Consider the following 25,427-nt stretch of genomic DNA (forward strand, 5'->3'; position numbering starts at 1 on the left):
GTCAACAACCAGAACACGCCGCCGGCGCCAATCAGCGGCGCCACCGCCCTTTCGGGCGCGGCGGGCACCAACTCGCTGTCTACGAGTTTCGCGGCCGGCGACACCATCACGGTCAACGGCACCCCGATCACCTTCGTTGCCTCGGGCGCCACCGGCAACCAGGTCAACGTCACCGACAGCGTGCAGACGCTGACGGCGAAGATCGACCAGATCAGCGGCACCAAGAACCCGTCGACCATCAGCAATGGTGCGATCACGCTTCACGGCGCCGATGGCGCGAGCCTCTCGATCTCGAGCTCCAACACGGCCGCACTCGGCGCGCTCGGCATCGCCAACAACACGACTGCGACCCCGGCGCCGCTCAGGGTAGGGGGACCGCCATTCGATACCGCGACCAACCTGGTCGCTGGCACGCCGGATAACACCGTGTACTGGTACACCGGCGAGAACGGCCCGGGATCGGCGCGCGGCACCGCCGTCGCGCAGGTCGATCAGTCGATCACCGTGCAGTATGGCGCGCGTGCCAATGAGCAAGCGTTCCGCTACCTGCTGCAGAACGTCGCGGTGTATGCGGCGGTCACCACCAACGCCAGCAATCCGAATGCAAGCGCGCAGGTGACGGCGCTCGCGCAGCGCGTCAGCGGGAATCTTGCGCCGCAGAACGGCCAGCAGCAGATCCAGGACGTGCAGGCCGAGTTCGCCGGCGCGCAGACGGCGACCAAGGCGGCCACCGATCGTCAGACCCAGCTCAAGGCCATGGCGGAAACGATGCTCGACTCGGTCGAGGGCGTCAATCAGGACGAGGTCGCGACCAAGATCCTGGCGCTGCAGACCAGCCTGCAGGCGTCGTACCAGACCACGTCGATGCTGTATCAGACCACGCTGTTGAAATATCTGCCGATCGCCTGATCGCTTGCCGCTCATCTCCAGCCAGCAAAAAGGCCTCCCTCGCGGAGGCCTTTTCGTTCAGGCGAGGGCTAGAGCGTTTTCAAGCGAAGTGGATGCCGGTTCGCGTGAAGAAAACGCGTCAAAACGGGAAGCTCTACGCGCTCTTGCGGGTATCGTCCCGATCGCCGTTCTGCCGACCGCGTGCGGTTTCCAGCAGCTTCTCCTCGTGCGCGATCAGCTTCTTGGATTCCTTCAACGCGTGATAGAGATCGCCGTTGAGGATGAAGTTGTTGACGCTCTCGATGAACGGCCAGGCGCTGGGCATCGCGGTGATGATGTCGCGCACCAGGCTGAAATAGGTCGGGTGGTGCGCCATCGGGTCCGGCGACAGATACATCAGCTGCACGGCGAGATAGATCAGCTTCGCCGGCGTGTCCGCGGTCTCCGGCGTCAGGATATCCTTCTCGCGCAGGATCGGGATGCGGTCGCCGTCGATCAAGAGGCGGGCACGCTGATCGGTGTTGGTGATCACGCAGTTGCCGACGATGATGCGCTCGTTCGGTTTGAGTTCGACCTTCAGGGCCATGACCGTTCTCCTTTGCCGGGCAGTCGCGCGATATCGTTGCAGCGGAACGAAGTTGAATTCGGCACTGCTTAGCAGCCGCCGTTGCGGCCCGGGGCCGATGCGACAGCGATCCTTTCCCATGATGGTTAACGCTTGGTGAACAAAGGGGCGGCGCGAGTTGCGGCCCGCGGCCGAAATCAGCAATCGTCTCAGTAGTTTTCGCGGCGAACTTCGCCCAGTGGCGACAATTTTATTCTTCGGCATTTGCCTCAAATGCCGTGCTGGAGATTTCTTTTTCCTTGGCGGCTTAACCGCAGGATCGGCCATCCGCCCGGTCAGAAAGGATTGGCGCGGTTTTTTTCTCAGTTTCACACCAGAAGGGTATGAAAATGTCCGGTATCATTCTCTCCTCCTCCGTTCGTCAGAACCTCCTCTCCCTCCAGTCCACCGCCGATCTGCTCTCCACCACGCAGAACCGTCTTGCCACCGGCAAGAAGGTCAACACGGCGCTCGACAACCCGACCAACTTCTTCACTGCACAGTCGCTCGACAACCGCGCCAGCGACATCAACAACCTGCTCGACGGCATCGGCAATGGTGTGCAGGTGTTGCAGTCCGCCAACACCGGCATCACCTCGCTGCAGAAGCTGGTCGATACCGCAAAGTCGATTGCCAACCAGGTGCTGCAGAGCCCGACCGGCTACACCAGCAGGTCGCAGGTCACCTCCACCGCGGCGCTCGGCGGCACGGCAGCCAACCTCGTCGACGGCACCACGATCAAGAGCGGCGACGTCCTGGCGATCGCGGCTTCGGCTGGGCAGCCCGCTTTCAGCTTCACCTTCGGTGCCAGCAGCTCGCTGACGCAGCTGAATACGTCGCTCGCGGCCAGCAACCTGACGGCGAGCCTCGACAGCTCCAATAAGCTCGTCATCACCACGACCAACGACGCGGCGTCCTCGACAATCGGTGCGGTGACCTTCACCAACACCGGCGGCGGCACTGCGACGTTCAGCGCAGCCGGCACGGCTCCGGTTGCCGATCCGGCCTCGCAGTCCGCGCGCGCCGCCTTGGTGACTCAGTACAACAACACCATCGCGCAGATCACGACCACGGCGCAGGACGCCTCGTTCAACGGTATCAACCTGTTGAACGGCGACAACCTGAAGCTGACCTTCAACGAGACCGGCAAGTCCACGCTCGCCATCAGCGGCGTCACCTTCAATGCCACCGGCCTCGGCCTGAACACGCTGACCGCGGGCACCGACTTCCTCGACAACAACTCGGCGAACAAGGTGCTGACGGCGCTGGGCTCGGCGAGCTCCTCGTTGCGCAGCGAAGCCTCGACGCTGGGTTCGAACCTGTCGATCGTGCAGATCCGCCAGGACTTCTCGAAGAACCTGATCAACGTGCTGCAGACCGGTTCGTCCAACCTGACGCTGGCCGACACCAACGAGGAAGCGGCCAACAGCCAGGCGCTGTCGACCCGCCAGTCGATCGCGGTCTCGGCATTGGCGCTGGCCAACCAGAGCCAGCAGAGCGTGCTGCAGCTGCTCCGCTAAGCACGCCGACAAGTGGTTCAAGAGCGGCGGGGGAAACCCCGCCGCTCTTCTTTGTCTCCGGGATATCGGTACCTTTCGATGCCGTCAGAACGGCGCATTTCGTAACGCCTGCTAACCATATTTAAAGGCGCCGGATGCATAAATATCGGGCGCTAGAATTGCGTCTCCGCGGCCCGAGAAATCCGCATCCCATCGAGGTCATTAATGTCGAATGCAGCCCAGGCCTACGCCCGTACGTCAACGACGACGGCCTCCCCACGTGAAATCGAAGCGCAGGCGCTGTTGAAGGCCGCGCGGCAGCTGCAGGAAGTCCAGGCGAACTGGAATGGGCTCGACAAGGCGCTCGACCACGCATTGCTGTTCAATCGCCGCCTGTGGTCGATCTTCCTCAGCGCGGCAGAGGGCGCCGACAATCCGCAGCCGCTCGAGGTACGTCAGAACATCGCGAACATCAGCGTGTTCGTGATGAAGCAGACCATCGACATCCAGATGAATCCGGATCCGGCGAAGCTGAAGTCGCTGATCGACATCAACTGCAACATCGCCGCCGGCCTTTCGGGTCGCGGCTGATCGGCCAGTTCACAACGGAGTTCTCGGCATGGCCGACGTGTTGAGCATCCTGTCCGCCAACTACAAGGCCGCCGGCCTGACAGTTCCGTCGAAGACGCCCTATGTGGCGGTCGATCCGAAGCTCTATGAGGGCAGCTGGAGCGGCAAGTACGCCAACAACAAGTCGTTCAACATCTCGGTGTCGAACGTCGATGGCTTCCGCGCCAAGGTCCATTATCAGAGCGACGCCGCCAGCAAGTATCAGGACGTCCTGATCAAGGACGGCTCGTTCCGGATCGGCGATACCAAGTTTTCGCTGGTGCAGCCGGGGACGGCATTGATCGCCAATGTCGTCACCGATCCGGCCACCGGATCGACCTATCTCGACAAGGCCTACGCCACACAGAAGTGAGAGTTCACTCCGCTTGCGTCACGCGCGGCGGTCGGTTGCGCGCGCCCGCGTCGGCGCGTCCTTGCTGAGATCGAGCGCTTGGAAATATGCGCGGCGGCGCAATACGGCTTCTTCCGGAAACTGCCTCACCACCAGATTCGTGCGATTGTCGACCACCTGGTAGACCACGGCGCGCGCGTCGCGGTCGATGATGACCTGGTCGGTGACCGACGGCGCCTGATTTGAGAGCGACGCATTGACGGTGTTGGGGTCGATCGTGACGCGCACGCTCGGCTCCGGAGCGGTGACGCTCTGGCTCGCGGGCAATTCGGTCTTCACCGCCTTCTGCGCCGTATCACTCACGGGAGTGATCATCGGCGCTGCAACCGGTGCCCCCACCGGCTTGATGTTGAAATCTGTACTCATGGCAGCCTCGTAGTGCACATGCACTAGTTTGCTTGAGTCAAATCCCAACCCCTCACGATCCGCAACTCTACGGGGAACCTCTCAACAGCCTGTTAGGGAACACGCTGAATGCCGCGCTGCCGGGAGCGCGCCGAATTGAGCTAAATTGTCGGCGTGTGCGCGTCAAAGTGTGCGGCTGACGGCGATCGGCGTCATGTTGCGCGGGCCCGGCGTGGCGCGCTGCCCGCTCGCGGTATAGGTGTTCGGGATGTTGCGGCGCTGCACCTCGGCATTGACGCCGCGCACGATCCCTTCGGAGACCGCGTGTGCGGTCGCAAGCACCGTCAGGTTGACCTGCAGCATCGCGCGGAACGTCTCGTGATGACGCCGTAGCGTTGCGAGCAGTTCGGGGTCGGTCTGCGACAGCATCTTCTGCATCGATTTGAGGTGCTCCACCGCGAGCATGTAGCGTCGCGACAGCTCCGACTTCTGCGCCTCGAGCCGCATGGCCTCGCGGATCTTGCCGGCGCGGACGAACTCGGTCTCCTGCTCAACGACGGTGAGCAGCGCGCTCATCACTTCGGTCAGCTCGTTGGCGAGACGTGCGACATCGGGGGGCGTCGTCGTCGCGGGCCGCGCCGCGGGGGCGGCTGGCCGATGCTGCTGTGGACGCTGATTCATCGCGCTGCTCCTTGAGAACCGAATTAGCTCTTGTTCGCCTGCTGCAGGATCAGCGAGCGGAACACTTCGTTGGAAATGCCGACGCCGCCGGCCTTGGCGAAGTTCTTCGAATATTCGTCGGTCAGCATCGACCGCCACGCGCCAGTGCCGACCGTGTCGCCGTAGGGGCCTTCACCCTTCAGGCCGGTGGTCATCTGCGAGAACATCGTGTTGAGGAACATCGATTCGAAGTCGGTCGCGGTCGCCTTCGCCTTGGTGAGTTGCTGCGGCGTGACCTTCTTCATCGCGTCCTGCAGCACGGGATCGGGGCGGCCGTTGAACATCGGCATCAGCGCCTTGTTCGGCATGCTGCCGGTGGTGCTGTTGATCAGGCTTCCCATCACATCACCTCGATGTCGGCTTCGATCGCGCCGGCGGCCTTGATCGCCTGCAGGATGCTGATGAGATCGCGCGGCCCGATGCCGAGGCCGTTGAGGCCATCGACGAGCTGTTGCAGCGAGACGCCGTCCTTGACAACCGCGAACTTCTTGCCGTCCTCGCTGACGCCGACGTTGGTGCGCGGTGTCACGACCGTTCGGCCGCGCGACAGCGGATTGGGTTGGCTGACCTGCGGGCTTTCGGAGATCGAGACGGTGAGATTGCCCTGCGCGACAGCGACGGTCGCGACGCGGACGTCGCGGCCCATCACGATGACGCCGGAGCGTTCGTCGATCACGATCTTCGCCACGAGATCGGGATCGACCTGCAACTGTTCGATCTCGGTCAGGAAGGCGACGACGTTGCCCTTGAACTCGGGCGGGATCGAGAGCTGCACGGTGGAGGGATCGAGCGGCTCGGCGGTCTTGACGCCGAGATAGTCATTGACCGCCGCGGCGATGCGCTTGGCGGTGGTGAAGTCGGCGTTGCGCAGCGCCAGGCGTACATTGGGCAGGCGGTTGAGCGCGAACTCGATTTCGCGCTCGATGATGGCGCCGTTGGCGATCCGGCCGACGGTCGGCACGCCGCGCACGACGCTGGCGGCAGCACCTTCGGCCGCGAAGCCGGCGACCGCGACGGATCCCTGCGCCACCGCATAGACATTGCCATCGGCGCCGAGCAGGGGGGTAACGAGCAGGGTGCCGCCCTGCAGGTTCTTGGCATCGCCGAGCGCGGAGACGGTGACGTCCATCCGGGTGCCCTGGGTGCCGAATGCCGGCAGATTGCCGGTGACCATCACGGCGGCGACGTTGCCGGTGCGGATGGTGGCGCCACGGATGTTGACGCCCATGCGCTCGAGCATCGCCTGCAGCGACTGCTTGGTGAAGGGGATGTTGTTCAGCGTGTCGCCGGTGCCGTTGAGGCCGACCACGAGGCCGTAGCCGATCAACTGGTTCTGGCGCACGCCTTCGATGTTGGCGAGATCCTTGATCCGCGACGTCGCGGCCGCGGGCATGGCGGACGCCGCCAGCGCCAGCAGCGCGGCACAGGCCAACCCGAATATGCTTACGATGCGGATGCCGGGCATCCAGTGCTCCCCTCGAACTTCAACTCGCGGATCGCGCGACACTCCCATGACGGCGATCCGCCATTAACCATGCGAGCCTCGTGCCACGCCGTTTCGTCGGAGGAGTATGTTGATATCTTTATCGAAATTGTCGGATCGTCGTTCGGTTCCGGTTCGCCAGGGAGCGCGAAACTGCCGTGCGGCGGCAGAAATTGCCGGGTCGTTTACGCACCGTTAACCATAAAACGGCGATGCTCGCGGCATTCAGGCCTGCGGGATCATGACGATGCGCATCTACGGACCGAACGGCACCACGCTTGGCACGTCGACCAGCTCGACGCGGCGCACCTCGTCGAGCGGCTTCTCGCTGCCGGATGCGACCAGCGTGCAGGAGGAGGTCCGCTCCGCCGCCGCGCCGAAGGCCGCCACGAGCCTCGATGCGCTGCTCGCGCTGCAGGGCGTCGAAGACCCAACCGAACGCCGCAAGCGCTCGGTGGCACGCGGCAAGGGCGCACTCGACGTGCTCGACGCGCTCAAGCTCGGACTGCTGTCCGGCAATTTCGATTCCTCGACCGTGAACCGGCTGCGTGATGCTGCGGCGAGCCTGAAGGAATCCTCCGGTGACCCCGGCCTCGATGCCGTGCTGGGCGAGATCGAGCTGCGCGTCGAAGTCGAGCTCGCCAAGGCCGGGCAGTATTAGGCTCCTCTCGATCAATTAACTTGCCTCAGGCCGCCAGTGCCTTGCGCTGCGCGTCGTAGCGGCGTTGTGCGGCCAGCACTTCCTTCAGATTCTGCTCGGCCCAATCGCGCAGCGGATCGACCGCTTCGGCGAGCGTCGATCCGAGCGGCGTGATCGAATACTCCACGGTGACCGGAACGGTTGCGATCGCACGGCGGCGCAGCAGCCCGTCGCGCTCCAGGCTTTTGAGCACCTGCGACAGCATCTTCTGCGAGATGCCTTCGATGGCGCGGCGAAGCTGGTTGAAGCGCATCGGCTCACTGCGCAACAATAGCAGGATCAGCACCGCCCATTTGTCGCCGACCCGGTCGAGGATCTGGCGCGTCGGGCAATTGGCGGCATAGGCGTCCGGCTTCAGGCTGGCGGCTTTCATCGGGTTACTCCGGCGTAATCAGGTGAGACAAGAGTGCCTTCTTCACACTTACATCCATTTCGCTATCTAGTCACCATTGGAAACTATCAATCGGAGACTTTGATGAAGATCGCCATCGCCGGCGCGTCCGGCCAGGCCGGCTCGCGCCTCACCGCGGAACTCGCTCGCCGCGGCCATGCCGTCACTGCCATCGCCCGCAACCCGGAGAAGATCGCAACCCCGCCTGGTGTCACCGCCGTGAAGGGGGATGTGAACGACCAGGCCGCCCTGACCGCGCTGTGGGCCGGCCACGATGCCGCGATCAGTTCCGTCCATTTCACCGTCAGCGACCCGGCCAAGCTGATCGGGGCGGCCAAGGCGTCCGGGGTCGGGCGCTATCTCGTGGTCGGCGGCGCCGGCAGCCTCGAGGTGGCCCCGGGCGTCCGCCTGGTGACCACGCCGAACTTCCCGGCCCAGTACAAGGCTGAGGCCTCGAAGGGGGGCGAGTTCCTCGACCTGCTGCGCCAGGAAAAGGACCTGAACTGGACCTTTTTGTCGCCCTCGGCGCTGTTCGTGGCGGGCGAGCGGACCGGCAAGTTCCGGCTCGGGACCGACCAGCTTCTGACGGCTGCGGACGGGAAGAGCTCGATCTCGTTCGAGGACTTCGCCGTTGCACTCGCCGACGAGATCGAGCGCCCGGCCCATATCCGCCAGCGTTTCACGGTCGGCTACTGACTGGCCAGGAGAGGGGAAAAGCCGGCCCCCGGGCAGCACGGATAAGTTTGCCTGTGCAAGGCCTTGGGGGCAGGCCGCCTTTCGCGGCGGCAGATATTGTCTGTCACATGACGTGGCTATATAAGGCGCCGCGCGGAGGCCTCTTGTTCCCTCCGCCTGACAGGGACATGGCTGCCTTTGGAAAAGCTGAAGAACTACCGGCCGACTGAAAAAGAGCCTTTCATGAATGAGCGGCAGCGCGACTATTTCCGCGCCAAGCTGCTGGCCTGGAAGGATGAGATCCTCCGCGAATCGAAGGTCACGCTGCAGACGTTGCAGGAAGAGAACGTCAATCACCCCGACCTCGCGGACCGAGCTTCCTCGGAAACCGACCGCGCGATCGAACTTCGTGCCCGTGATCGTCAGCGCAAGCTGATCTCCAAGATCGACGCGGCGCTCCAGCGCATCGAAGACAACACCTACGGCTATTGCGAAGAGACCGGTGACCCGATCTCGCTGAAGCGGCTCGAAGCCCGCCCGATCGCGACGCTGTCGGTGGAGGCGCAGGAACGCCACGAGAAGCGCGAGAAGGTCTATCGCGACGAATAGTGGCGGTGGACCGCTACAGATTGATTCCGGCGCGCACCGGTCGTACGTTCGCGCCGCCATGATGACACGTACTCTCAACATCGCATCGGTCTTCTTCCTGGGCTGATCTCGTTTCCGCCAAGAAACACGCTTCCACGCGGAAGCGCTGATCGTCCCCGCGAGCCCGGGCTCGCGGGATTCCAGTGAGCCGAATGAGCCGGCCAAACTCCGCGCCTCGCGGAGCATCGACGGCTGGCGACGATTTGAGAGACAATCATGACCGAGCGAGACGACACGCGTGCGCTCAGCGACGCGCAAATCGAGCAATTCATCGAACAGGGCTTTGTCCGGATCGACAACGCCTTTCCCCGCGAACTCGCCGATGCGGGACGTGCCATCATGTGGCGCGACCTGCCGTGCAGCGAGCATGATCCCTCGACGTGGACGCGCCCGGTGGTGCGGCTGCCCGGCTATGGTGGGGAACCGTTCCGGCAGGCGATCAACTCGCCGCTGCTGTATCGGGCGTTCGACCAGATCGCAGGCCCCGGCCGCTGGTCTCCGCGTCACAACATCGGGACCTTCCCGGTGCGGTTCCCGGATCCGGACGATCCCGGCGATGCCGGCTGGCATGTCGATGCCGGCTTTCCCGGCGACGATTGCGATCCGCACGAGCGGAGCGACTTCTCCGCCTGGCGGGTGAATGTCAACTCGCGCGGCCGGGCGCTGCTGATGCTGTTCCTGTTCTCCGATGTCGGCGATGACGACGCGCCAACCCGGATCAGGGTCGGTTCGCACTTTCCGATGGCGCGTTATCTGGCGCCGGCCGGCGAGGCCGGACGCGCGCGGATGAACCTCGCGCAAATGGGTGCCGAGTGCGAGCTTGCGCTGGCGACGGGTGAAGCAGGCACGGTCTATCTGTGCCATCCGTTCCTGGTGCATGCCGCACAGAAGCACCGGGGCACGAGGCCGCGCTTCATGGCGCAACCGTCGCTCAGTCCCGCCCAGCCGTACCGGCTCGAGCGTGACGACGGCGCCTACTCGCCGGTCGAGATCGCGATCCGGCGCGCGCTCGGCATGGGTTGACCGCATGCCGATCTGAAGGCGAGACGACATTCAGGCCAGTCCGGCCCCGAGTGTCGTCTCGCTGCCTCCGCGTGACGGCGCGGTCCGTGGATTTTCGACCACGCCAGCAATTCGCGGAAGGCCGGCGTGAGGCCCCAGGCGGAATCCGTCAGCTCGTATTCGACCTGCAGTGGCTTCTCGGCAAGCACCTTGCGCGCCACCAGCCCGTCGTGCTCGAGCTCGCGCAGTTGCGCGGTCAGCATGTGCTGGGTGATCGGCACCAGCGCGCGGCGCAGCGCGCCGAACCGCACGCCGCCGTTCATCAGGGTGAACAGGATCTCGAGCTTCCATTTGCCGCCGAGCGCGTGGATCGCGTGCTTGAACTCGATCAGCAGGCCGGGGTCGGTCGGGCAGCTCTCGCATTCACCGCCGTCACATAGTTTGCTGGTACTGTTTTCCATACCGGTCTCGAATTTCATTCTACTTGTCCAACGTCAGATAGTGACCAGATGCGGCCTGTGCAGGGTGGGCGGTGCAATGTGTGCCCCATCTGCCGAACCGTGAAGAGGGCAGCGACATGAGCACGGTTTTGGTCACGGGCGGATCCGGTTTCATCGGCGTGCATACAGTTCTGCAGTTGCTTGCCGACGGGCATACGGTGCGAACCACGCTGCGAAATCCGGATCGCAGCAAGGACGTGATCGCGATGCTGCGCGAGGGGGGTGCGCTTGCGGCCGACCAGGTCGGCTTCGCCACTGCCGACCTGCTGCGCGATGACGGCTGGCGTGAGGCGGTCACAGGATGCGACTACGTGCTGCATGTCGCATCGCCGCTCGGCGCGCATGTGCCGGAGGACGAGAACGAGCTGATCGTCCCGGCGCGCGAAGGCACGCTGCGGGTGTTGCGCGCGGCGCGCGACGCCGGCGTCAAGCGCGTCGTCGTGACGTCGTCGTTTGCGGCGATCGGCTATGGCCATCCGCCGCAAGCCAAGCCGTTCGCTGAGACCTCCTGGTCCAACCTCGATGGCCCCGATGTGCAGGCCTATCCGAAATCCAAGACGCTGGCCGAGCGCGCCGCCTGGGATTTCGTCGCGCGCGAAGGCAACGGCCTCGAGCTTGCCGTGGTCAATCCGACCGCGGTGTTCGGCCCGGCGCTTGGCGCCGACTTCTCCGAGTCGATCGGCATCATCAAGGCGCTGCTCGACGGCGCGATGCCGGCGGTGCCTCGGATCCATTTCGGCCTCGTCGACGTGCGCGATGTCGCCGACCTGCATCTGCGCGCCATGACCTCGCCCAAGGCCCGGGGCGAGCGGTTCCTCGCGGTCGCCGGCGAGACCATATCGATCCTGCAGGTGGCCCGGCTGCTGCGCAGGAAACTCGGCAGCAAGGCGCGGCGCGTGCCCCGGTTCCAGGCGCCGGACTGGATGATCCGGCTCGCCGCGCGGCGCAACCCGTTGGCCCGCGCCACCCTGCCGCTGCTCGGCAAGGTGCGCCGCTCGACCAGCGCCAAGGCGCAGAACCTGCTCGGCTGGCGCCCGCGCGGCAATGAGGAGATGATCGTCGCGACCGCTGAGAGCCTGATCAGGCTCGGTCTGGTCAAGGCCTGACGGCCTCTCCCGTCCGGCGTGCTTGCCAGACGCGTCGGCGAGTGCTGAATTGCCACGAGCAGACGGAGGCGCCACCGCGCCGCCGAGAACATCAGGGAGGCTGCGCAGATGGATCGGGTCCTCGCGGCCGCAAAGGCGATTGCCAGCGCGCGCCGCAGTCGCGCGCCGCTCAAGGCGCTCGCCAAAGACGTCGTGCCGCTCGACGAGGCCGAAGGCTATCGCGTGCAGTACGCGCTGCACGATCTGCTGCAGCCACAGGTCGGCAGCCTGGTCGGCTACAAGATCGGCTGCACCAGCGCCGTGATGCAGGAGTACATCAACATCCCGCACCCTTGCGGCGGTGGCGTGTTCGAGAAGGTCGTGCATGACAGCGGCGTGCGGCTGCCGGCGGCCGACTTCGTCCATGTCGGCGTCGAATGCGAGATCGCGGTGCGGCTGGCGCGCAGCCTCGCTCCCGGCGAAGCGCCGTTCACCGCCGAATGGGTAGCGGAGGCGATCGAGGCCTACCATCCGGCGATCGAGATCGTCGACGACCGCTACGTCAAATGGGAGACGCTCGGCGCGCCGACGCTGATCGCCGACGACTTCTTCGCCGCCGGCTGCGTGCTCGGCGAAGCCGTGCCGCGCATCACCGTGCCCGATCTGCGCAAGGTCGCCGGACGCGCGCTCGTCAACGGCAAGGAGGAGGGGCGGGGCACCGGCGCCGACGTGCTCGGCCATCCGCACAACGCGCTCGCCTGGCTCGCCAATCATCTCGCCGCCGAAGGCCGTGGCCTGCATGCCGGCCAGATCGTGCTGACCGGCAGCCTGGTCAAGACGGTTTGGCTGAAGGCCGGCGACACGGTCGTGATGGAGCTCGATGGGCTCGGCAAGGTGGAAGCGACGTTCACCTGACTTTGCGTGCTTTCTGCGCCGCGACGTCGCTGTTTCCTACAGTTGGTTGTTCGTGCACATCAGAACCTTGCCGTCCCACAGGCTCCTGATCGCGTCGAACGGCACGGCCAGCCTGGCATATTTGCGATTGAACCAGACGCCGACCTCGAAGCCGTCATCCCGCACCACGAGGCGTTCGAATTCGTGCTGCAGGATGATCGTGATCTCCTCGGGATATTGCTCGATCACGGCGGCGGGCAACTTCACGCCATCGGCCCGGGTTGCGAAGGTGATGTTGACTGGCCGATCCTCCGCGGCATGCCGGAGCAACGCGGTCATTTCGATCCGCTTTTGCGCCGTGTTGCAGGGCTCGACGCCGGCGCGCGCCGGCAACGGGGCCACGACCAGGAGCAGCACTCCAGCAATCCATCCGCGCCGGCGCCACATCCGGCTTCTCCATGTCACTCACGCGATGTCGTTCTTGGCTTCAGTGGTCGCAGGTGGCGCCGAGGTTCAAGTCGCCGGTCGCTTGGCGTCCGTGACCAGCTCGACCTTGCCGTCGGTCAGCCGATAGACGGCGCCGACAATCCGGAGCTTGCCCTGATCGACCGCGGCGCTGAGGATCGGCGTCGCCGTCTTGAGCTTCGCGACGTTGTCGATGACGTTTTGCCTGATGGCGTTGGCGAGCCGGTCGCCCGGCTTGCCCTCGGTCGCCTTCACCGCAGGCGCGATCGCGGTGACCAGCGAGGGCAGATGGCCGGGCAGGGTGGTGTTGTCCTTCAGCGACTTGATCGCAGCGTCGACCGCCCCGCAGCTGTCGTGACCGAGCACCATGAACAGCGGCACGCCGAGCACGGACTGCGCATACTCGAGGCTTGCGATTATCTCGTCGCTGGCGAAATTGCCGGCGATGCGGCAGACGAACAGATCGCCGCGGCCGGTATCGAACGCGTATTCCGGTGCGATGCGTGAGTCCGCGCAGCTCAGGATGCTGGCGAACGGGTTCTGTCCGCCGGACAGCGCCTCGCGCTCGTGCTTGAAATCATGCCGCCGCGAAACGCCCTCGACATAACGGAGGTTGCCCTTCACCAGCCGGTCGAGCGCGGCGTCCGGCGGCAGCACGTTCTGCGGCTTCGGCGGCGGCTTTGTCTCTTTGGCCGTCACAGCCGGCGCAAGGGCGAGGCTGGCCGCGGTGCACGCCGCGCCAGCGAGGAAGACACGCCGGGAGGTTCGGCTGGGAGGCGTGATTTCGCAGAGCTGGCACATCAAGGCTCTCCGTGAACAAGGACCGCATCCGGCGATATGTGTAGGTCATGCGCAATGCCGTCGCAACGAGGCGAATTCGTACGCTCGCGACTGCCACGTCCACAATCGCCGTCCCTGCCTAGTGCGCAATTGCGCACGGGAGCAGGGACCCATACTCCGCCGCGGATGTCGTGAAGGGACTCGTCGTTCCAGCTTCGTTCAACAATGTCGATCGGTGGTTATGGGTCCCTGCTTTCGAAAGCAGGGACGACACCAAGCATGTTGAACGGTCTGTGAGCCAACATCCGCATGCTCGCGATGAGTTGGGTCAGACGCCAGGCGGAATATTTTCTTATTGCGGGATTGCTTAGTTGCCCGAACGGGCAAATCAGCGGCTGATTGATAGCCAATCAGTTATGAGTATGTCGGCGCGGCCGATTCCGCGCCAAGCATACTGAAGGTATTGCAGCATGGTCACCAGTCAGAGTTCCCCAACTTCACGCTTGACCGATCCATAGCTCGTCAGTTATGCGTTAATCCATAACCAACGGGCTATTGATCCGATGCCTGACGCTCACGACGTGCTGTTTCGAACCCTCGCAGACCCGACCCGCCGGGCGATCTTCGAGCGCCTGTGCCGTGAGGGCGAGCAGACCGTCGGTGCGCTGACCGCACGGGCAAAGATCTCGCAGCCGGCAGTGTCAAAGCATCTCGGCGTGCTGAAGCAGGCCGGGCTGGTGCGCGATCGCCATGAAGGAAGGCAGACGCACTACAGCGCGCAACTCGGCGCACTGGCGCCGTTGATCGACTGGACCAGCCAGATGGCGGGCTTCTGGCAGAACCGGTTCGACCACCTCGAAGATCTTCTCAAAAGGATAGACCAATGAACAAGACCACCGCTGAAACGCGCTCCGCCATCGTGGAGCGCGAATTTCCCCATCCGCCGGAAAAGCTCTGGCGCGCGCTGACGCAACCGCATCTGATGGAGGAGTGGCTGATGAAGAACGACTTCAAGCCCGAGGTCGGGCACAGCTTCAATCTGCGCGGCGAGTGGGGCGGCGTGCTGGACTGCAAGGTGCTCACTGTGGAGCCGCACAAGACGCTGTCCTACACCTGGAATTTCGCGCATGCGGATGCCGCCTACAATCTCGAGAGCGTGGTGGTCTTCACGCTGACGCCGACGGCGAAGGGCACCCATCTGCGCGTCGAGCAGTCCGGCTTCCAGCCGCATCAGAAGCAGGCCTATGGCGGCGCCCATGCCGGGTGGAAGCAGTTCCTGGAGAATCTCGATCAGCTGCTGGTGCGGCCGGAGTGAGAATTGCTGCCGCTCCATCCCCGTCATTGCGAGCGCAGCGAAGCAATCCAGCGTGCAGCGCGGCGGATGAATGGATTGCTTCGTCGCTTCTCTCCTCGCAATGACGGTCTACTCAACACCTATCCAACAGGAAGTCACATGAACTGGAACAACTGGATCAGGCAATTTCACCGCTGGCTTTCGATCGCCTTTACGGTTGCCGTCATCATCAACATCGTCGCGATGGTTCTGCAGCAGCAAGCCGTCTGGATCGGCCTGCTGGCGCTGTTCCCGCTGATCTTGATGCTGCTGAGCGGCCTGTATCTGTTCGCGTTGCCGTATCTGGCGCCGCGGCGGATGCAGGGGGGATCGACCTCCGCATCACAAGTGTGATTGCATGGGACAGGCTGGGACCACGAGGCAGCAATGACGGCATCGGAACGTATCGACCAGATGATCGAGGATCTCACCGACTGGCGCGGCAAGACGCTCGCCAGCCTGCGCAAGAGCATCCTCGCCGCCGACTCCGAAATCATCGAGGAATGGAAGTGGATGGGCAGCCCGGTGTGGTCGCGCGACGGCATCATCGCGGTCGGCAACGCCCACAAGGGCAAGGTGAAGCTGACCTTCATGTACGGCGCGCAGCTTCCGGATCCCGACAAGCTGTTCAACACCGGCTTCGAAGGCAATGTACGGCGCGCGATCGATCTGTTCGAGGGCGACAAGATTAATGATCGCGCGCTGAAGGCCCTGATCCGTGCTGCGATCGAGCTCAACCAGGCCAAATCCAGCAAAACTGCGAAGAAGCCGGCGAAGAAGGCCACCGCGGGCGCTCGCGCAACCGCGAAGAAGGCATGAGCTGCGCCGGCATGTGGCCTGCCGATCCGGTCCGTCCGAGATGATCGAGACCAGGCTCGCCACATCGTCGGATGCGGAAGCGATCTCAGCGCTGCTGACGGCCAACGCCGGCGACCGCGGCGGCATGCTGCTTGGGCAATGGCCGCGCAAGGTGATTGAGACGCGCATTGCACGCGGGCAATCGATCGTCATCGCGACCGGCGATGAGGGCAGGCTGCTCGGCGCGCTCCCCCACGTCGGAGAAAGGATTCGGCGAGGCCCCGCCGGTGCAGGCCATGCTGAAGGTCTGGCCGGGCGGCCCCGGTGCGTATGTGTATGGCCCCGTGTGCGTCGCCCCGGACGCGCGCGGCCTCGGCGTCCTCGACGCGCTATACGCCAGGCTTCGGGCCACGTTTCCCGGCCGCGAAGCGATCCTGTTCATCAGGGAAGACAATCCGCGCTCGCTCAAGGCGCATCTGCGGCTCGGCATGCGCGCGGTCGCGCGATACGACTTCGGTGGCACGGTTTTCGTGGTCCTGAGCGACAGGCCCGACGCCGAATAGCCCGGATCGCGCCGGGAACCTGAGTTCTGCGCACGGGAACCCCAGTCCCGTTGTCAGCAATATCAGGAAATAGATCGTTCACCATCGGATGCGAATGACCGGCGACCTGCCACAGGTTGTATCTCTTTACCAACGCAATTAAAGGCGTGGCTGCTAAACCTGTGGCTGTGGAATGAGCGGGTCTCGTGTCGAGGCGCCCGCTGGAATGGCAGTTGCAATGTTCAGTCAGTTGGTTGGTCCGTCAGGGACCGCGTCGTCGGCCGACACCGATGTCGCACAGCAGGCCGCCCCGAGAACAGCAGCCACGAGCGAGGAAACTCGCATCCCGCAACCCCATCAGCGGGTCGAGCGCGGCGCATGGTTGATTGGCGTCGCCGCGAGCGGTTTTGCCGGCTTCCTGCTCTGGAGATTCGAGATCGCAGTCGAGCGCGAAAGCCTGGCGCTGTTTTCGGGCCTGATGGGGTTTCTCCTTGCCGTCCATATCGTCTATGGCAGATGGCGGTCCGCGCCGGTTCTGTCCAACCTGGCAGGAGCGGTTGCCGTGTTCTTCTGGTCGGCCGCGGCGGCAGCAACGATCAGCCTCGTTGGCCTGAGATACAAGTTTCCCCTGATCGATGGCAGCCTCGCCGATGCCGATCGTTTCATCGGGATCGATTTGCCGTCGATCATCCTGTGGTTTGCAAACCATCCCTGGCTGACCGAGCTGCTCGCTGCCGCCTATTGTAGCTCCTTCGTCCAGGTGGCCGCGCTGTTCGTGCTGCTGGCGGCGACAAAGCGCTTCGACAAGCTTTGGCAACTGGCATTCGTGTTCGCCTTGACAATCGTTGCGTCGACGATGTTTTCGGTGTTCTGGCCCGCCAAGGGGGCCTTTGTCTATTTCGACCATCCCGTCGCGATCCTCGATGCGCTGCCCGAGCACGCGGGGATCTATCATCTCGCGAAGTTCGAGTACTTCCGCAACGGCGTGTCTCCGGAATTGTCGTTGAGCAATCTGCAGGGCGTCGTGACCTTTCCGTCGTTCCACACCTGTCTTGCCTTGATGACGATTTTCGCAACGATCGGCACACGGTGGCTGTTCGGCATCACGCTGATCTGGAATCTCCTCGTCCTCGTCTCGACGCTTCCGATCGGCGGCCATTACGTCATCGACCTGACCAGCGGTGCGCTGCTGTGGCTGGCGGTGATGAAGATCGAGGCGATTTTCGGCAGATCGTTCATGACCTTGCGCGGAATGCCGATGCCGGAAGCCGTGTCCGCCTAGCGATCGAGGCGAGGCGGCAAGGCCTGCTGAGATCAAGGCCTGCCAGGATCAAAGAATCGTCCGCGGCTCCACTGTGTCGGCAAGGCGTTTCGCGTCGCGGACAAGCGGGTAGATTCCGATGCACGTGAGCACGCCGAACACGATTGCACCGAATGTCCGCGTGAAGTCTGCCGACTGCAAGATCACGGCCGTCGCCGCGATGCCAAAACCCGACGAGAGCATGGCGAAGAAAAGATAAGACCAGAGGAATTGAGTTGCCTGCTGATTGGCGGCATCGCCGGCAGCCAGCCGGCGAACCTCGCGGCGCGTCCAGAACCAGTCGGAGATGACAGGGACCGCGAATAGAATCGTGACGGCGAGGGAGAGGCCATCGAAGCGCTTGATCGTGCTTGCGAGGCACAGGCCGAACACAAAGGCGCCGACGGCGCCGCAGGAAGCATGCGCGACGAGCTTCATGACCGTGGTCGGCCTGGTGCGCATTGCGGTCGTGTCCGTGCTCGTTCCGCCCATGTGGCGTTCGCGCCATCATACCGCGAACCCCGGCGATTGTCGCATGGATCGGGAGCTTTCGTCCGGGCGCCTGTAACCCCAGAGCTATCGCATCTGGCATCAACCGGGCTTTTCGCACCGTCATGGCCGGGCTTGTCCCGGCCATCCACGTCCTTCTTCGCAAGGAGACGAAGACGTAGATGCCCGGGACAAGCCCGGGCATGACGAACTCATCACGCCTTGGTGTGCACGATCACCGGACCGGCAATTGCGGTTACTTGCCCGACTAGCAACGGGCCGAGATTGTCATCGATCCAGGCCAGTGCGCGGCGGTTGGCTTCCTCGGCGCCGGCATGGTTGTTGAAGACGCTGATCGCGGTGACCGTGTCGTCGCCGGCATAGACCACGTAATAGGCCATGAAGCCTTCGACATCGCTGATGATCGGAATTGCGCCTTCCTTGATCCGGCGCGCGAGTTCTTCGGCGCTACCAGTCTTCGCCTTGGCGTGACGGATGGCGGCATACATGCGTTCCTCCTTCCGGCTGCATCGATCGGGCTGCGCTTCGCGCATGCGCGATGCTACGCCTGAAGGGGCGGAGATGCCAACGGGATTGCGGACCGATCAACTGAAACGCCGGGTCACGACGGTCGTACGGCGGTCGGGGAGCTTCGGCAGCCTCGTCACATCCGCGCGCGTTGCCGTGGTTTTGGGGCCGGGGGCGGGCGCCTGCTCCTGCTGCTGCAGAAACAGCGTGGCTTCGAACAGCACGCCGGGGGCCTGCTTGGCGGTGCCCGAGCACACCGCGCGATTGCCGCTGAAGGTGCCGGTCAGCTGCGCCTCGACCTCGTCGCAGCCGAACACGGTGGTGAACGGGCCGTCGGCATATCTGTGCGTCGTCAGGACCGCCGTGAAGCGGTCCTCATCGAGCTGATAGGAGCCGCCATAGGTGAACATGGCGTCGCCGCCTGTGATCCTGCCGTTTGCGAGCTGGACTATTCCGGTGCCTTCGCCGCGCGGTGTGCGAAACCACGCCGCATATTGACCGTCTCTTTGCATGACCGTCACGAACTGCAAACCCTGCGTTGTCGTCTAGCTACGTTGCAAGCGGAGGGACTGCTACTTAACCTTCTCCCAACGGTTAACGAACCGAGAAGCCGATCGCGCGACTTGCACGAAGCGGTATCGGACTGGTGCGCGACGATTGTGCGAGAGCCCGTTCCGATGGAATCGGAACGGGCTCTCGATTGTTGTCTTGACGCGTTTTCTTCACGCGAACCGGTGTCCACTTCGCTCGAAAACGCTCTAGTGCATTCGACCGGTCACAAGAATGCCACGGCCCTCGCCAGGGGAGCTAGCGAGGGCCGTGTTGGTACACCGCGCCGCGCCTAGGTTCGCGACGAGATGTGGGAGCTCGAAAAAATCTTACTTAGGCATGATCGTTATCCGACAACCGGTTTCCACTTTTCGGGATCATGCCCGTTAGAAGGGCAAGAGCACGTCGAGAACCTGCTGGCCGTAGCGCGGCTGTTGCACGTCGGTGATCTGGCCGCGGCCGCCATAGGCGATGCGGGCCTGGGCGATCTTCGAGGAGTCGATGGTGTTGTCGCTCTGGATGTCTTCCGGGCGCACGATGCCGGCCACGATCAGCTCGCGGATTTCGTAGTTGACGCGGATCTCCTGCTTGCCTTCGACGACAAGGTTTCCGTTCGGGAGAATCTGGGTGACGACGGCGGCGACGCTGGTCTGCAGCGCTTCCTGGCGGTTGACCGAGCCCTTGCCGTCGCTCGAGGCCGTGGATTCGGCGGTCAGGATCTTGCCGGGCAGAATCTTGTTCGCTTGCGTGATGGTCTGCGATCCCAGGAAGTTGGTCACCCCGGAATCTTCGGAATTGCTGCGGCTGCGCTGGGTTTCGTTGGCGATCGCGGCCTTGTCGGTGAAGTTCACCGTGACGGTCAGGATGTCTCCGACGCGCGCGGCGCGCTGGTCCTTGAAGAAGGCGCGCGAGCCGCTGCGCCACAGCGAGTTCGGGCTGTAGGAGGCGACCTCGGGCTTCGGCATCGGCATCTGCACCGGCTTGTACCCGGGCTGCGCCGTCGGGTTCTCGATCTCCGTCAGCTTCGGCTTTTCGCCGATCTGGGAGAGACGGTCGATCGACGAGCAACCGCTGGCGATCGTTCCGAGTGCGAGCAGCGCACCGGTCAGGATGAGGCGGTTGATGCGGTACTGGGACATGAACTTTACTCGGCGTTTGGTGCGACTGAACTCAGCTTGACGGGAGCGGAATCTGACAAGGCGGCGTCGGCGGCCGGCGCTGCGCGCGGGGTCGCGACCGAGATCGAAACCTCGCCGCGGCCGGTGACGACGCCGGAGACGGCGCGCTTGGACTGCAAATTCATCACGTTGACGACGTCGCCCTCGGCGCCGCCATCCATCGCCTTGCCGCGGATCGTGAGGTAGAGACCGGAGGTGCGGTAGACCAGCGTGACGTTCTGGTCGCGGGTGACGAGATCGGGTTTTGCCATGTCGGCTGTGCGCAGCGCCTGGCCGGCGCGGATCTGGCGGCGCATCTGCATGCCGACGGCGCCGTCGCGCACCGCCGCGTCGTTGCCGATTTCGGCTTTCGGACGGCGCTCGACCACCACGTCGGAGGCTTTCAGCACGTCGCCGCGTTCGACATTGCGCGTCAGCACGGCGGCCTCGATGGTCTCGATCGCGGTGCCGGTGAGGCGCAGCTTGTACGGAGCCGTGCCGGCTTCGTTGCTGACCTCGAAGGTGACGTCGAAACGCGTCGAGCGTTGGTCGTAGCGCACGGCGACGGGCTGCATCGCGCCGGTGCTGGTTGCCTCGAGGCGGAGGTCGCCGGGATCGCGGTCGAAGGTCAGCGCGATGTTGCCGGCCCTGCCGAGCCCGTGGCGGCCCTCCAGCGCGCGCGACAGCTGCTGCTCGATCTCCTTGCTGTCGATGGTGCGCGCGAGCCGCGTGACGGTGATCTCCTTCAGCTCGCGGGTGTCGACGCCGATCACTTGGTGGGTGCGCAGCACGTTCAGCACCTGCGCGACCGGCAGCGTGCCAGTGGTGCCGAGGTCGGGCGCGCGGTAGATCGCAATGCTGCCGGCGGTGCCGGCATTGTCGATGAGGTCGCCGACCCGCACGATGTCGTCCGCGACCGTGACGCTGGCGCGCAGTGTCGGCACCGCGATGCTCTCGCCGCGGCTTTGCGCGGCGGCCGGTAGCGCGGTCACCGCGAGGAGCGCGGCTGCGATCAGGACTGAGCGGGCGATCATGACAGCATCCTCAGCGGAACAGGTTGGAGGTCGACTGCATCATCTGGTCGGCCGCGGAGACCACCTTCGAGTTCATCTCATAGGCGCGCTGCGCGGCGATCAGGTCGGAGATTTCCGAGACCACTTCGACATTGGCCTGTTCGAGGTTGCTCTGCTGCATGTCGCCATAGCCGTCGGTGTTGGCGATGCCGTCCTGCGGCTGGCCGGAGGCCGGCGTTTCCTGGAACAGGTTGTCGCCGATCGGCATCAGGCCGGCCTTGTTGATGAAGCGGGTCAGGCCGACCTGGCCGATGTTGGTCGATGCGGTCTGGCCCGGCAGCGTCACCGAGACCTGGCCCTGCGCATTGATGGTGAGGCCGGAGGCGTTCTGCGGGATCGTGATCGTCGGCTGCAGCAAATTGCCCTGCGCGTTGACGATGCGGCCCTGGTTGTCCATCTGGAACGAGCCGTCGCGGGTGTAGGTGAAGGTGCCGTCCGGCATCAGGATCTTGAAGAAGCCTTCGCCGCGGATCGCGATGTCGAGATCGTTGCCGGTCGGCGACAGCGTGCCCTGGGTCATCATCCGCGGCGTGCCGACGGTCTTGACGCCGCCGCCGAGGTCGATGCCCATCGGCATGATGGTGTTCTGGTCGGAGGCCTGCGCGCCGACCCGGCGCACATGGTCGTAGATCAGGTCCTGGAACGCGGCGCGCTGCTTCTTGTAGCCGGTGGTACGCAGGTTCGCGATGTTGTTGGAGATCACCTGAACGCTGAGTTCCTGTGCCGCCATTCCGGTCGCCGCGGTATAAAGTGCGCGCATCGTTCAATCCCCCGGATCAGTTCGGCACGTCGGCGAGCTTCTCGATCGCCGATTTGTGCAGGTCGCTCTGCTGCTGGAGCAGCGAGGCGATTTGGGTGTAGGTCCGCGTGATCTCGATCATGCGGCTCATCTCGACGACGGAATTGACGTTCGACTTCTCGATGAAGCCCTGGCGGATCTGCGCCTTGGTGTCCGGCTGCGGCACCGCGCCTTCGCCCGGCACATAAAGGTTGGAGCCTTCCTTCAGCAGGCGCTGGGCCTGCGCGAACGAGACCAGGCGCAGCTTGCCGCGGATCGAGTCGAGGCGGGACGTGCCCTCGAGCACGCTGACGTTGCCGTCGGGGGCGATGTTCACGTCGTGATCGGTCTGCTGGAACGTGATCGGGCCGGCGGTGCCGAGCACCTGATAGCCCGAGGCGGTGACGAGCTGGCCGCGATTGTTGATCGCCAGGTTGCCGTCGCGGGTGTAGCGCTCGCCGCCCGGCGTCTGCACCACCAGGAAGGCGTTGCCGTCGATCGCGACGTCGAGCGGGTTCTTGGTCTCTTCGGTCGGGCCCTGCGCGAAGTCGTGGAAGGTCGCGCGGTCCTGCACGAAGGAGACGCGGCGGTCGGAGGACGCGAAATTGTCCTCATGCGCGTTCGAGGACAGATATTCCTGGAACAGCGACCGGTCGGCCTTGTAGCCGTTGGTGTTCATGTTCGCGATGTTGTTGGAAACGACATCCATCTGCCGTTCCAGCACCATCTGCTTCGATAGTCCGACCAGAAGCGTATTCTGCATCGGTGGTTCTCCCCTGTGAGGTGACCCGATGCGAAAGGTTCTCCCAAACCTTCACGTCGGACCGTCGGTAACCATTGGGTTCTCCCAAACCCGCCAGTCACGTCGTCCTCTCAGCGAAACCCGTGCCAACTTGAAATAATCAGATATTTGAATGGTTTAGGTGGTTTGCGGGCGCCGTGCCGGGCGGCAGAAAGGTCTTGTTGACCATGTTTGCCCGGCAGTTTTTTCCTAGTGGAAGGTAAATCCTAATCTTCCGTTAACCATTATGGCCCCAGTGTTGCCGGCATTGGGGCGCGTGTGCGCCGGCGGCCTTTGTATCGCGTCTTCAAGCCAAAGCTGGGGCAAATCGCGTTCGCATCCTTCAGGTTGAAGCGAGCGGACGATGGCGGACGAGGAAAAGACGGATAGCGGCGAGGGCGCGGCCGCTCCGAAGAAGGGCAAGCTCAAACTGATCATTGCCGTCGTCGGCTTCCTCGTCGTGCTCGGCGCGGGCGCGGGCGGATGGTTCTTCTTCATGCGCGGTCACGGCGAGGAGCAGCACGCCGAGGCGCCGCCGAAGCCGCCGAGCTTCGTCGACGTGCCCGATATGCTGGTCAATCTGGTCGGCGCGCCCGGCGAGCGGGTGCAATATCTCAAGCTGAAGCTCGTGCTCGAGATCAAGGAAGAGAAGCAGGTCGAGGCGATCAAGCCGGCGCTGCCGCGCGTCACCGATCTGTTCCAGACCTATATGCGCGAGCTGCGCCCGAGCGATCTCAACGGCTCGGCCGGCCTGTTCCGTCTCAAGGAAGAGCTGACCAAGCGCGTCAACCTCGCGCTGGCGCCCAACCAGGTGAACGCGGTGCTGTTCAAGGAAGTCGTGATCCAGTGACGGGGCGGATGTAAAGCCATGGCCGGCAACGACCAGATGGACCAGGACGCCATTGCGGCCCAATGGGAAGCCTCGCTCGATTCCGAGGATCCCGCGGCGGCCGCGGCGGAAGCTGCCAAGAACGAGCTCACCGAGAACATGGCGCTGCAATGGGCCGCCATGGTCGAGGACGGCAGCCGCGACTTCGGCGGCAAGAACACCAATGGCGAGCGCGTGCTGTCGCAGGAGGAGATCGACAATCTCCTCGGCTTCACGGTCGGCGACGTCAGCCTCGACGATCATTCCGGCATCCGCGCCATCATCGATTCTGCGATGGTGTCCTACGAGCGTCTGCCGATGCTCGAAATCGTGTTCGACCGCCTGGTGCGGTTGATGACGACGAGCTTGCGCAATTTCACCTCCGACAACGTCGAAGTCTCGCTCGACCGCATCACCTCGGTGCGCTTCGGCGACTACATGAACTCGATCCCGCTGCCGGCGGTGCTCTCGGTGTTCAAGGCGGAGGAGTGGGAGAATTTCGGCCTCGCCATGGTCGACTCCAACCTGATCTATTCGATGATCGACGTGCTGCTCGGCGGCCGCCGCGGCCAGACCCAGCTCAAGATCGAGGGCCGGCCCTACACCACGATCGAGACCAACCTCGTGAAGCGGCTGGTCGAGGTGGTGCTGTCGGATGCCGAGCAGGCGTTCCGGCCGCTGTCGCCTGTGACCTTCACGATCGACCGGCTCGAGACCAATCCGCGCTTTGCCGCGATCAGCCGCCCGGCCAACGCGGCGATCCTGGTGCGCCTGCGCATCGACATGGAAGACCGCGGCGGCAATGTCGAATTGCTGCTGCCCTACGCCACCATCGAACCGATCCGCAACGTGCTGTTGCAGATGTTCATGGGCGAAAAGTTCGGGCGCGATCCGATCTGGGAAGGCCATTTCGCCACCGAAGTGGCGCAGGCCGAGATTGCGGTCGATGCGGTGCTGTACGAGGCCGATATCCCGCTCAAGGAGCTGATGAAGCTCAAGGTCGGCGACACACTGCCGCTGGACATCCGCTCCGACGCGCTGGTCTCGGTCCGTTGCGGCAATGTCACCCTGACGGAGGGCCGCATGGGCCGCGTCGGCGACCGCGTCGCGATCCGCGTCACCAAGAATTTGCGTAAACCCCAAACCACCTTCGCGATGTTCGAGAAGGCGGACGAGCGGACCAAGATGATGGAGGCACCATGAGTCATGTGCTTGGACTAGCAATCGAGAGTCTGGTAGCCGTGCTGCTGATGCTGACGATCGGCTATTGCTGGCTGCTCAACAAGCGGCTGCAACGGCTGAAGGCGGACGAGCATTCGCTGAAGGCGACGATCGCGGAATTGATCACCGCGACCGAGATCGCCGAGCGGGCGATCGGCGGGTTGAAGCATGCGGTGCGCGACGTCAACGAGAACCTCGGCAACCAGCTCGACGCGGCGGTGCAGATGTCGGCGCAGCTGAAGAACCAGCTGGCCGAAGGCGACCATGTGGTGCGCCGCCTGTCCAAGATCGCGATGGCCGCGCGGCGCCG

The 25,427-nt window shown here is 64.1% G+C and carries 35 protein-coding genes; 19 read left to right on the forward strand and 16 right to left on the reverse strand.

Annotation, left to right across the window (positions count from 1 at the left end; translation table 11 throughout):
• A partial coding sequence (locus H8B02_RS27155; RefSeq protein ID WP_512699914.1) for a flagellin family protein occupies positions 1–909 on the forward strand: 909 nt, incomplete at its 5' end.
• Positions 910–1,042: 133 nt separating this feature from the next.
• On the opposite strand, the gene flbT is transcribed toward H8B02_RS27155, so the two are convergent.
• A complete protein-coding gene (gene flbT, locus H8B02_RS27160) occupies positions 1,043–1,474 on the reverse strand; it encodes a flagellar biosynthesis repressor FlbT (protein WP_229169062.1) in 432 nt (143 codons plus the stop codon).
• A gap of 368 nt (positions 1,475–1,842) precedes the next feature.
• On the opposite strand from flbT, the gene H8B02_RS27165 reads away from it, so the two are divergent.
• From H8B02_RS27165 to H8B02_RS27175, 3 genes are all read left to right on the forward strand, one after another.
• Positions 1,843–3,012, forward strand: a complete 1,170-nt coding sequence (locus H8B02_RS27165) for a flagellin N-terminal helical domain-containing protein (protein ID WP_092125809.1) — start codon at positions 1,843–1,845, stop codon at positions 3,010–3,012.
• A gap of 204 nt (positions 3,013–3,216) precedes the next feature.
• A complete protein-coding gene (gene flaF, locus H8B02_RS27170) occupies positions 3,217–3,582 on the forward strand; it encodes a flagellar biosynthesis regulator FlaF (RefSeq protein WP_050403500.1) in 366 nt (121 codons plus the stop codon).
• 28 nt (positions 3,583–3,610) lie between these two features.
• Positions 3,611–3,973: a hypothetical protein gene (locus H8B02_RS27175; protein ID WP_229169063.1), complete on the forward strand. Its 363-nt coding sequence runs from the start codon at positions 3,611–3,613 to the stop codon at positions 3,971–3,973.
• Between the two features lie 18 nt (positions 3,974–3,991).
• On the opposite strand, the gene H8B02_RS27180 is transcribed toward H8B02_RS27175, so the two are convergent.
• The 4 genes from H8B02_RS27180 to H8B02_RS27195 all read right to left on the reverse strand — a co-directional run bounded on the left by H8B02_RS27180 (position 3,992) and on the right by H8B02_RS27195 (position 6,542).
• Positions 3,992–4,378, reverse strand: coding sequence for a hypothetical protein (locus H8B02_RS27180; RefSeq protein ID WP_229169064.1), 387 nt, complete (start codon positions 4,376–4,378; stop codon positions 3,992–3,994).
• 162 nt (positions 4,379–4,540) lie between these two features.
• Positions 4,541–5,038 carry a hypothetical protein gene (locus tag H8B02_RS27185; protein ID WP_229169065.1) on the reverse strand — a complete coding sequence of 166 codons (498 nt, stop codon included), beginning with the start codon at positions 5,036–5,038 and terminating at the stop codon, positions 4,541–4,543.
• A 23-nt stretch (positions 5,039–5,061) separates the two neighbouring features.
• Complete coding sequence (gene flgJ / locus H8B02_RS27190; protein ID WP_176530216.1) at positions 5,062–5,418, reverse strand: flagellar assembly peptidoglycan hydrolase FlgJ; 357 nt, start codon at positions 5,416–5,418, stop codon at positions 5,062–5,064.
• Complete coding sequence (locus tag H8B02_RS27195) at positions 5,418–6,542, reverse strand: flagellar basal body P-ring protein FlgI (RefSeq protein WP_229169066.1); 1,125 nt, start codon at positions 6,540–6,542, stop codon at positions 5,418–5,420. The genes flgJ and H8B02_RS27195 overlap by 1 nt, the downstream gene beginning before the upstream one ends.
• Before the next feature lie 265 nt (positions 6,543–6,807).
• On the opposite strand from H8B02_RS27195, the gene H8B02_RS27200 reads away from it, so the two are divergent.
• Complete coding sequence (locus H8B02_RS27200; RefSeq protein ID WP_229169067.1) at positions 6,808–7,221, forward strand: flagellar assembly protein FliX; 414 nt, start codon at positions 6,808–6,810, stop codon at positions 7,219–7,221.
• Between the two features lie 25 nt (positions 7,222–7,246).
• Here H8B02_RS27200 and H8B02_RS27205 read toward each other — a convergent pair whose 3' ends face one another.
• Positions 7,247–7,633 carry a winged helix-turn-helix transcriptional regulator gene (locus H8B02_RS27205; protein ID WP_074131694.1) on the reverse strand — a complete coding sequence of 129 codons (387 nt, stop codon included), beginning with the start codon at positions 7,631–7,633 and terminating at the stop codon, positions 7,247–7,249.
• Between the two features lie 102 nt (positions 7,634–7,735).
• Between H8B02_RS27205 and H8B02_RS27210 the strand changes: the two genes are divergently transcribed.
• The 3 genes from H8B02_RS27210 to H8B02_RS27220 all read left to right on the forward strand — a co-directional run bounded on the left by H8B02_RS27210 (position 7,736) and on the right by H8B02_RS27220 (position 9,997).
• The gene (locus H8B02_RS27210) at positions 7,736–8,347 is read left to right on the forward strand and encodes an NAD(P)-dependent oxidoreductase (protein WP_229169068.1); all 612 of its coding nucleotides are present in this window, start codon (positions 7,736–7,738) and stop codon (positions 8,345–8,347) included.
• A 222-nt stretch (positions 8,348–8,569) separates the two neighbouring features.
• On the forward strand, positions 8,570–8,935 hold the full coding sequence (gene dksA, locus H8B02_RS27215) for an RNA polymerase-binding protein DksA (RefSeq protein WP_021077973.1): 366 nt from the start codon (positions 8,570–8,572) through the stop codon (positions 8,933–8,935).
• Positions 8,936–9,190: 255 nt separating this feature from the next.
• On the forward strand, positions 9,191–9,997 hold the full coding sequence (locus tag H8B02_RS27220; protein ID WP_229169069.1) for a phytanoyl-CoA dioxygenase family protein: 807 nt from the start codon (positions 9,191–9,193) through the stop codon (positions 9,995–9,997).
• Here H8B02_RS27220 and H8B02_RS27225 read toward each other — a convergent pair.
• Positions 9,949–10,455 carry a winged helix-turn-helix transcriptional regulator gene (locus tag H8B02_RS27225; RefSeq protein WP_376711715.1) on the reverse strand — a complete coding sequence of 169 codons (507 nt, stop codon included), beginning with the start codon at positions 10,453–10,455 and terminating at the stop codon, positions 9,949–9,951. The genes H8B02_RS27220 and H8B02_RS27225 overlap by 49 nt on opposite strands.
• Before the next feature lie 98 nt (positions 10,456–10,553).
• Between H8B02_RS27225 and H8B02_RS27230 the strand changes: the two genes are divergently transcribed.
• Positions 10,554–11,582, forward strand: a complete 1,029-nt coding sequence (locus tag H8B02_RS27230; RefSeq protein ID WP_229169070.1) for an SDR family oxidoreductase — start codon at positions 10,554–10,556, stop codon at positions 11,580–11,582.
• 108 nt (positions 11,583–11,690) lie between these two features.
• Positions 11,691–12,476, forward strand: a complete 786-nt coding sequence (locus H8B02_RS27235) for a 2-keto-4-pentenoate hydratase (RefSeq protein ID WP_229169071.1) — start codon at positions 11,691–11,693, stop codon at positions 12,474–12,476.
• A gap of 36 nt (positions 12,477–12,512) precedes the next feature.
• Here the strand turns inward: H8B02_RS27235 and H8B02_RS27240 are convergent, their stop codons facing one another.
• Together H8B02_RS27240 and H8B02_RS27245 are read right to left on the reverse strand one after the other, a co-directional pair.
• Entirely contained in the window at positions 12,513–12,872 is a 360-nt protein-coding gene (locus H8B02_RS27240) for a ClpXP protease specificity-enhancing factor SspB (RefSeq protein WP_229169072.1), read from the reverse strand.
• A 96-nt stretch (positions 12,873–12,968) separates the two neighbouring features.
• Positions 12,969–13,721: a carbonic anhydrase gene (locus H8B02_RS27245; protein ID WP_229169073.1), complete on the reverse strand. Its 753-nt coding sequence runs from the start codon at positions 13,719–13,721 to the stop codon at positions 12,969–12,971.
• 542 nt (positions 13,722–14,263) lie between these two features.
• Between H8B02_RS27245 and H8B02_RS27250 the strand changes: the two genes are divergently transcribed.
• From H8B02_RS27250 to H8B02_RS27275, 6 genes are all read left to right on the forward strand, one after another.
• The gene (locus H8B02_RS27250) at positions 14,264–14,587 is read left to right on the forward strand and encodes an ArsR/SmtB family transcription factor (protein ID WP_229169074.1); all 324 of its coding nucleotides are present in this window, start codon (positions 14,264–14,266) and stop codon (positions 14,585–14,587) included.
• Positions 14,584–15,015, forward strand: coding sequence for an SRPBCC family protein (locus H8B02_RS27255; protein ID WP_092115418.1), 432 nt, complete (start codon positions 14,584–14,586; stop codon positions 15,013–15,015). Before H8B02_RS27250 ends, H8B02_RS27255 begins: the two co-directional genes overlap by 4 nt.
• A 138-nt stretch (positions 15,016–15,153) precedes the next feature.
• The gene (locus H8B02_RS27260; protein WP_229169075.1) at positions 15,154–15,387 is read left to right on the forward strand and encodes a hypothetical protein; all 234 of its coding nucleotides are present in this window, start codon (positions 15,154–15,156) and stop codon (positions 15,385–15,387) included.
• Positions 15,388–15,420: 33 nt separating this feature from the next.
• The gene (locus tag H8B02_RS27265; protein ID WP_229169076.1) at positions 15,421–15,852 is read left to right on the forward strand and encodes a DUF1801 domain-containing protein; all 432 of its coding nucleotides are present in this window, start codon (positions 15,421–15,423) and stop codon (positions 15,850–15,852) included.
• 275 nt (positions 15,853–16,127) lie between these two features.
• The gene (locus tag H8B02_RS27270; protein ID WP_229169077.1) at positions 16,128–16,394 is read left to right on the forward strand and encodes a GNAT family N-acetyltransferase; all 267 of its coding nucleotides are present in this window, start codon (positions 16,128–16,130) and stop codon (positions 16,392–16,394) included.
• A 217-nt stretch (positions 16,395–16,611) separates the two neighbouring features.
• Positions 16,612–17,655 carry a phosphatase PAP2 family protein gene (locus H8B02_RS27275; RefSeq protein ID WP_229169078.1) on the forward strand — a complete coding sequence of 348 codons (1,044 nt, stop codon included), beginning with the start codon at positions 16,612–16,614 and terminating at the stop codon, positions 17,653–17,655.
• A gap of 48 nt (positions 17,656–17,703) precedes the next feature.
• Here H8B02_RS27275 and H8B02_RS27280 read toward each other — a convergent pair whose 3' ends face one another.
• From H8B02_RS27280 to flgF, 7 genes are all read right to left on the reverse strand, one after another.
• Positions 17,704–18,111 carry a hypothetical protein gene (locus H8B02_RS27280; protein ID WP_229169079.1) on the reverse strand — a complete coding sequence of 136 codons (408 nt, stop codon included), beginning with the start codon at positions 18,109–18,111 and terminating at the stop codon, positions 17,704–17,706.
• Between the two features lie 266 nt (positions 18,112–18,377).
• Positions 18,378–18,671 carry an antibiotic biosynthesis monooxygenase gene (locus H8B02_RS27285; protein ID WP_176530232.1) on the reverse strand — a complete coding sequence of 98 codons (294 nt, stop codon included), beginning with the start codon at positions 18,669–18,671 and terminating at the stop codon, positions 18,378–18,380.
• 96 nt (positions 18,672–18,767) lie between these two features.
• Positions 18,768–19,202 carry a hypothetical protein gene (locus tag H8B02_RS27290; RefSeq protein WP_229169080.1) on the reverse strand — a complete coding sequence of 145 codons (435 nt, stop codon included), beginning with the start codon at positions 19,200–19,202 and terminating at the stop codon, positions 18,768–18,770.
• A 423-nt stretch (positions 19,203–19,625) separates the two neighbouring features.
• Positions 19,626–20,378 carry a flagellar basal body L-ring protein FlgH gene (flgH, locus tag H8B02_RS27295; RefSeq protein ID WP_092115413.1) on the reverse strand — a complete coding sequence of 251 codons (753 nt, stop codon included), beginning with the start codon at positions 20,376–20,378 and terminating at the stop codon, positions 19,626–19,628.
• Positions 20,379–20,383: 5 nt separating this feature from the next.
• Positions 20,384–21,430 carry a flagellar basal body P-ring formation chaperone FlgA gene (gene flgA, locus H8B02_RS27300; protein WP_229169081.1) on the reverse strand — a complete coding sequence of 349 codons (1,047 nt, stop codon included), beginning with the start codon at positions 21,428–21,430 and terminating at the stop codon, positions 20,384–20,386.
• Positions 21,431–21,440: 10 nt separating this feature from the next.
• The gene (flgG, locus tag H8B02_RS27305; RefSeq protein WP_092115411.1) at positions 21,441–22,229 is read right to left on the reverse strand and encodes a flagellar basal-body rod protein FlgG; all 789 of its coding nucleotides are present in this window, start codon (positions 22,227–22,229) and stop codon (positions 21,441–21,443) included.
• Positions 22,230–22,245: 16 nt separating this feature from the next.
• Positions 22,246–23,010, reverse strand: coding sequence for a flagellar basal-body rod protein FlgF (gene flgF / locus H8B02_RS27310; protein WP_229169082.1), 765 nt, complete (start codon positions 23,008–23,010; stop codon positions 22,246–22,248).
• 382 nt (positions 23,011–23,392) lie between these two features.
• On the opposite strand from flgF, the gene fliL reads away from it, so the two are divergent.
• The 3 genes from fliL to H8B02_RS27325 form a co-directional block, all read left to right on the forward strand.
• The gene (gene fliL, locus H8B02_RS27315; RefSeq protein ID WP_229169083.1) at positions 23,393–23,878 is read left to right on the forward strand and encodes a flagellar basal body-associated protein FliL; all 486 of its coding nucleotides are present in this window, start codon (positions 23,393–23,395) and stop codon (positions 23,876–23,878) included.
• An 18-nt stretch (positions 23,879–23,896) separates the two neighbouring features.
• Positions 23,897–25,099, forward strand: a complete 1,203-nt coding sequence (gene fliM / locus H8B02_RS27320) for a flagellar motor switch protein FliM (RefSeq protein WP_092115408.1) — start codon at positions 23,897–23,899, stop codon at positions 25,097–25,099.
• On the forward strand, positions 25,096–25,427 hold a 332-nt coding region (locus H8B02_RS27325), incomplete at its 3' end, for a DUF6468 domain-containing protein (protein WP_229169084.1). The genes fliM and H8B02_RS27325, both read left to right, overlap by 4 nt.

It is taken from the genome of Bradyrhizobium altum (assembly GCF_020889705.1).
Lineage (GTDB): Bacteria > Pseudomonadota > Alphaproteobacteria > Rhizobiales > Xanthobacteraceae > Bradyrhizobium > Bradyrhizobium altum.

Bases quoted from the DNA above. Each gene is read 5' to 3' on its own strand.
- H8B02_RS27185 (WP_229169065.1), bottom strand. From the start codon at position 5,038: ATGAATCAGCGTCCACAGCAGCATCGGCCAGCCGCCCCCGCGGCGCGG.
- H8B02_RS27165 (WP_092125809.1), top strand. From the start codon at position 1,843: ATGTCCGGTATCATTCTCTCCTCCTCCGTTCGTCAGAACCTCCTCTCC.
- H8B02_RS27280 (WP_229169079.1), bottom strand. From the start codon at position 18,111: ATGAAGCTCGTCGCGCATGCTTCCTGCGGCGCCGTCGGCGCCTTTGTG.
- H8B02_RS27260 (WP_229169075.1), top strand. From the start codon at position 15,154: ATGAACTGGAACAACTGGATCAGGCAATTTCACCGCTGGCTTTCGATC.
- flgJ (WP_176530216.1), bottom strand. From the start codon at position 5,418: ATGGGAAGCCTGATCAACAGCACCACCGGCAGCATGCCGAACAAGGCG.
- H8B02_RS27250 (WP_229169074.1), top strand. From the start codon at position 14,264: ATGCCTGACGCTCACGACGTGCTGTTTCGAACCCTCGCAGACCCGACC.
- flgH (WP_092115413.1), bottom strand. From the start codon at position 20,378: ATGTCCCAGTACCGCATCAACCGCCTCATCCTGACCGGTGCGCTGCTC.
- H8B02_RS27175 (WP_229169063.1), top strand. From the start codon at position 3,611: ATGGCCGACGTGTTGAGCATCCTGTCCGCCAACTACAAGGCCGCCGGC.
- flgA (WP_229169081.1), bottom strand. From the start codon at position 21,430: ATGATCGCCCGCTCAGTCCTGATCGCAGCCGCGCTCCTCGCGGTGACC.
- H8B02_RS27285 (WP_176530232.1), bottom strand. From the start codon at position 18,671: ATGTATGCCGCCATCCGTCACGCCAAGGCGAAGACTGGTAGCGCCGAA.
- H8B02_RS27265 (WP_229169076.1), top strand. From the start codon at position 15,421: ATGACGGCATCGGAACGTATCGACCAGATGATCGAGGATCTCACCGAC.
- H8B02_RS27275 (WP_229169078.1), top strand. From the start codon at position 16,612: ATGTTCAGTCAGTTGGTTGGTCCGTCAGGGACCGCGTCGTCGGCCGAC.
- dksA (WP_021077973.1), top strand. From the start codon at position 8,570: ATGAATGAGCGGCAGCGCGACTATTTCCGCGCCAAGCTGCTGGCCTGG.
- H8B02_RS27225 (WP_376711715.1), bottom strand. From the start codon at position 10,455: ATGAAATTCGAGACCGGTATGGAAAACAGTACCAGCAAACTATGTGAC.
- H8B02_RS27180 (WP_229169064.1), bottom strand. From the start codon at position 4,378: ATGAGTACAGATTTCAACATCAAGCCGGTGGGGGCACCGGTTGCAGCG.
- H8B02_RS27290 (WP_229169080.1), bottom strand. From the start codon at position 19,202: ATGCAAAGAGACGGTCAATATGCGGCGTGGTTTCGCACACCGCGCGGC.
- flgG (WP_092115411.1), bottom strand. From the start codon at position 22,229: ATGCGCGCACTTTATACCGCGGCGACCGGAATGGCGGCACAGGAACTC.
- fliM (WP_092115408.1), top strand. From the start codon at position 23,897: ATGGCCGGCAACGACCAGATGGACCAGGACGCCATTGCGGCCCAATGG.
- H8B02_RS27200 (WP_229169067.1), top strand. From the start codon at position 6,808: ATGCGCATCTACGGACCGAACGGCACCACGCTTGGCACGTCGACCAGC.
- H8B02_RS27205 (WP_074131694.1), bottom strand. From the start codon at position 7,633: ATGAAAGCCGCCAGCCTGAAGCCGGACGCCTATGCCGCCAATTGCCCG.
- H8B02_RS27230 (WP_229169070.1), top strand. From the start codon at position 10,554: ATGAGCACGGTTTTGGTCACGGGCGGATCCGGTTTCATCGGCGTGCAT.
- H8B02_RS27195 (WP_229169066.1), bottom strand. From the start codon at position 6,542: ATGCCCGGCATCCGCATCGTAAGCATATTCGGGTTGGCCTGTGCCGCG.
- H8B02_RS27210 (WP_229169068.1), top strand. From the start codon at position 7,736: ATGAAGATCGCCATCGCCGGCGCGTCCGGCCAGGCCGGCTCGCGCCTC.
- H8B02_RS27255 (WP_092115418.1), top strand. From the start codon at position 14,584: ATGAACAAGACCACCGCTGAAACGCGCTCCGCCATCGTGGAGCGCGAA.
- H8B02_RS27220 (WP_229169069.1), top strand. From the start codon at position 9,191: ATGACCGAGCGAGACGACACGCGTGCGCTCAGCGACGCGCAAATCGAG.
- flaF (WP_050403500.1), top strand. From the start codon at position 3,217: ATGTCGAATGCAGCCCAGGCCTACGCCCGTACGTCAACGACGACGGCC.
- flbT (WP_229169062.1), bottom strand. From the start codon at position 1,474: ATGGCCCTGAAGGTCGAACTCAAACCGAACGAGCGCATCATCGTCGGC.
- H8B02_RS27235 (WP_229169071.1), top strand. From the start codon at position 11,691: ATGGATCGGGTCCTCGCGGCCGCAAAGGCGATTGCCAGCGCGCGCCGC.
- flgF (WP_229169082.1), bottom strand. From the start codon at position 23,010: ATGCAGAATACGCTTCTGGTCGGACTATCGAAGCAGATGGTGCTGGAA.
- H8B02_RS27270 (WP_229169077.1), top strand. From the start codon at position 16,128: ATGCTGAAGGTCTGGCCGGGCGGCCCCGGTGCGTATGTGTATGGCCCC.
- fliL (WP_229169083.1), top strand. From the start codon at position 23,393: ATGGCGGACGAGGAAAAGACGGATAGCGGCGAGGGCGCGGCCGCTCCG.
- H8B02_RS27245 (WP_229169073.1), bottom strand. From the start codon at position 13,721: ATGTGCCAGCTCTGCGAAATCACGCCTCCCAGCCGAACCTCCCGGCGT.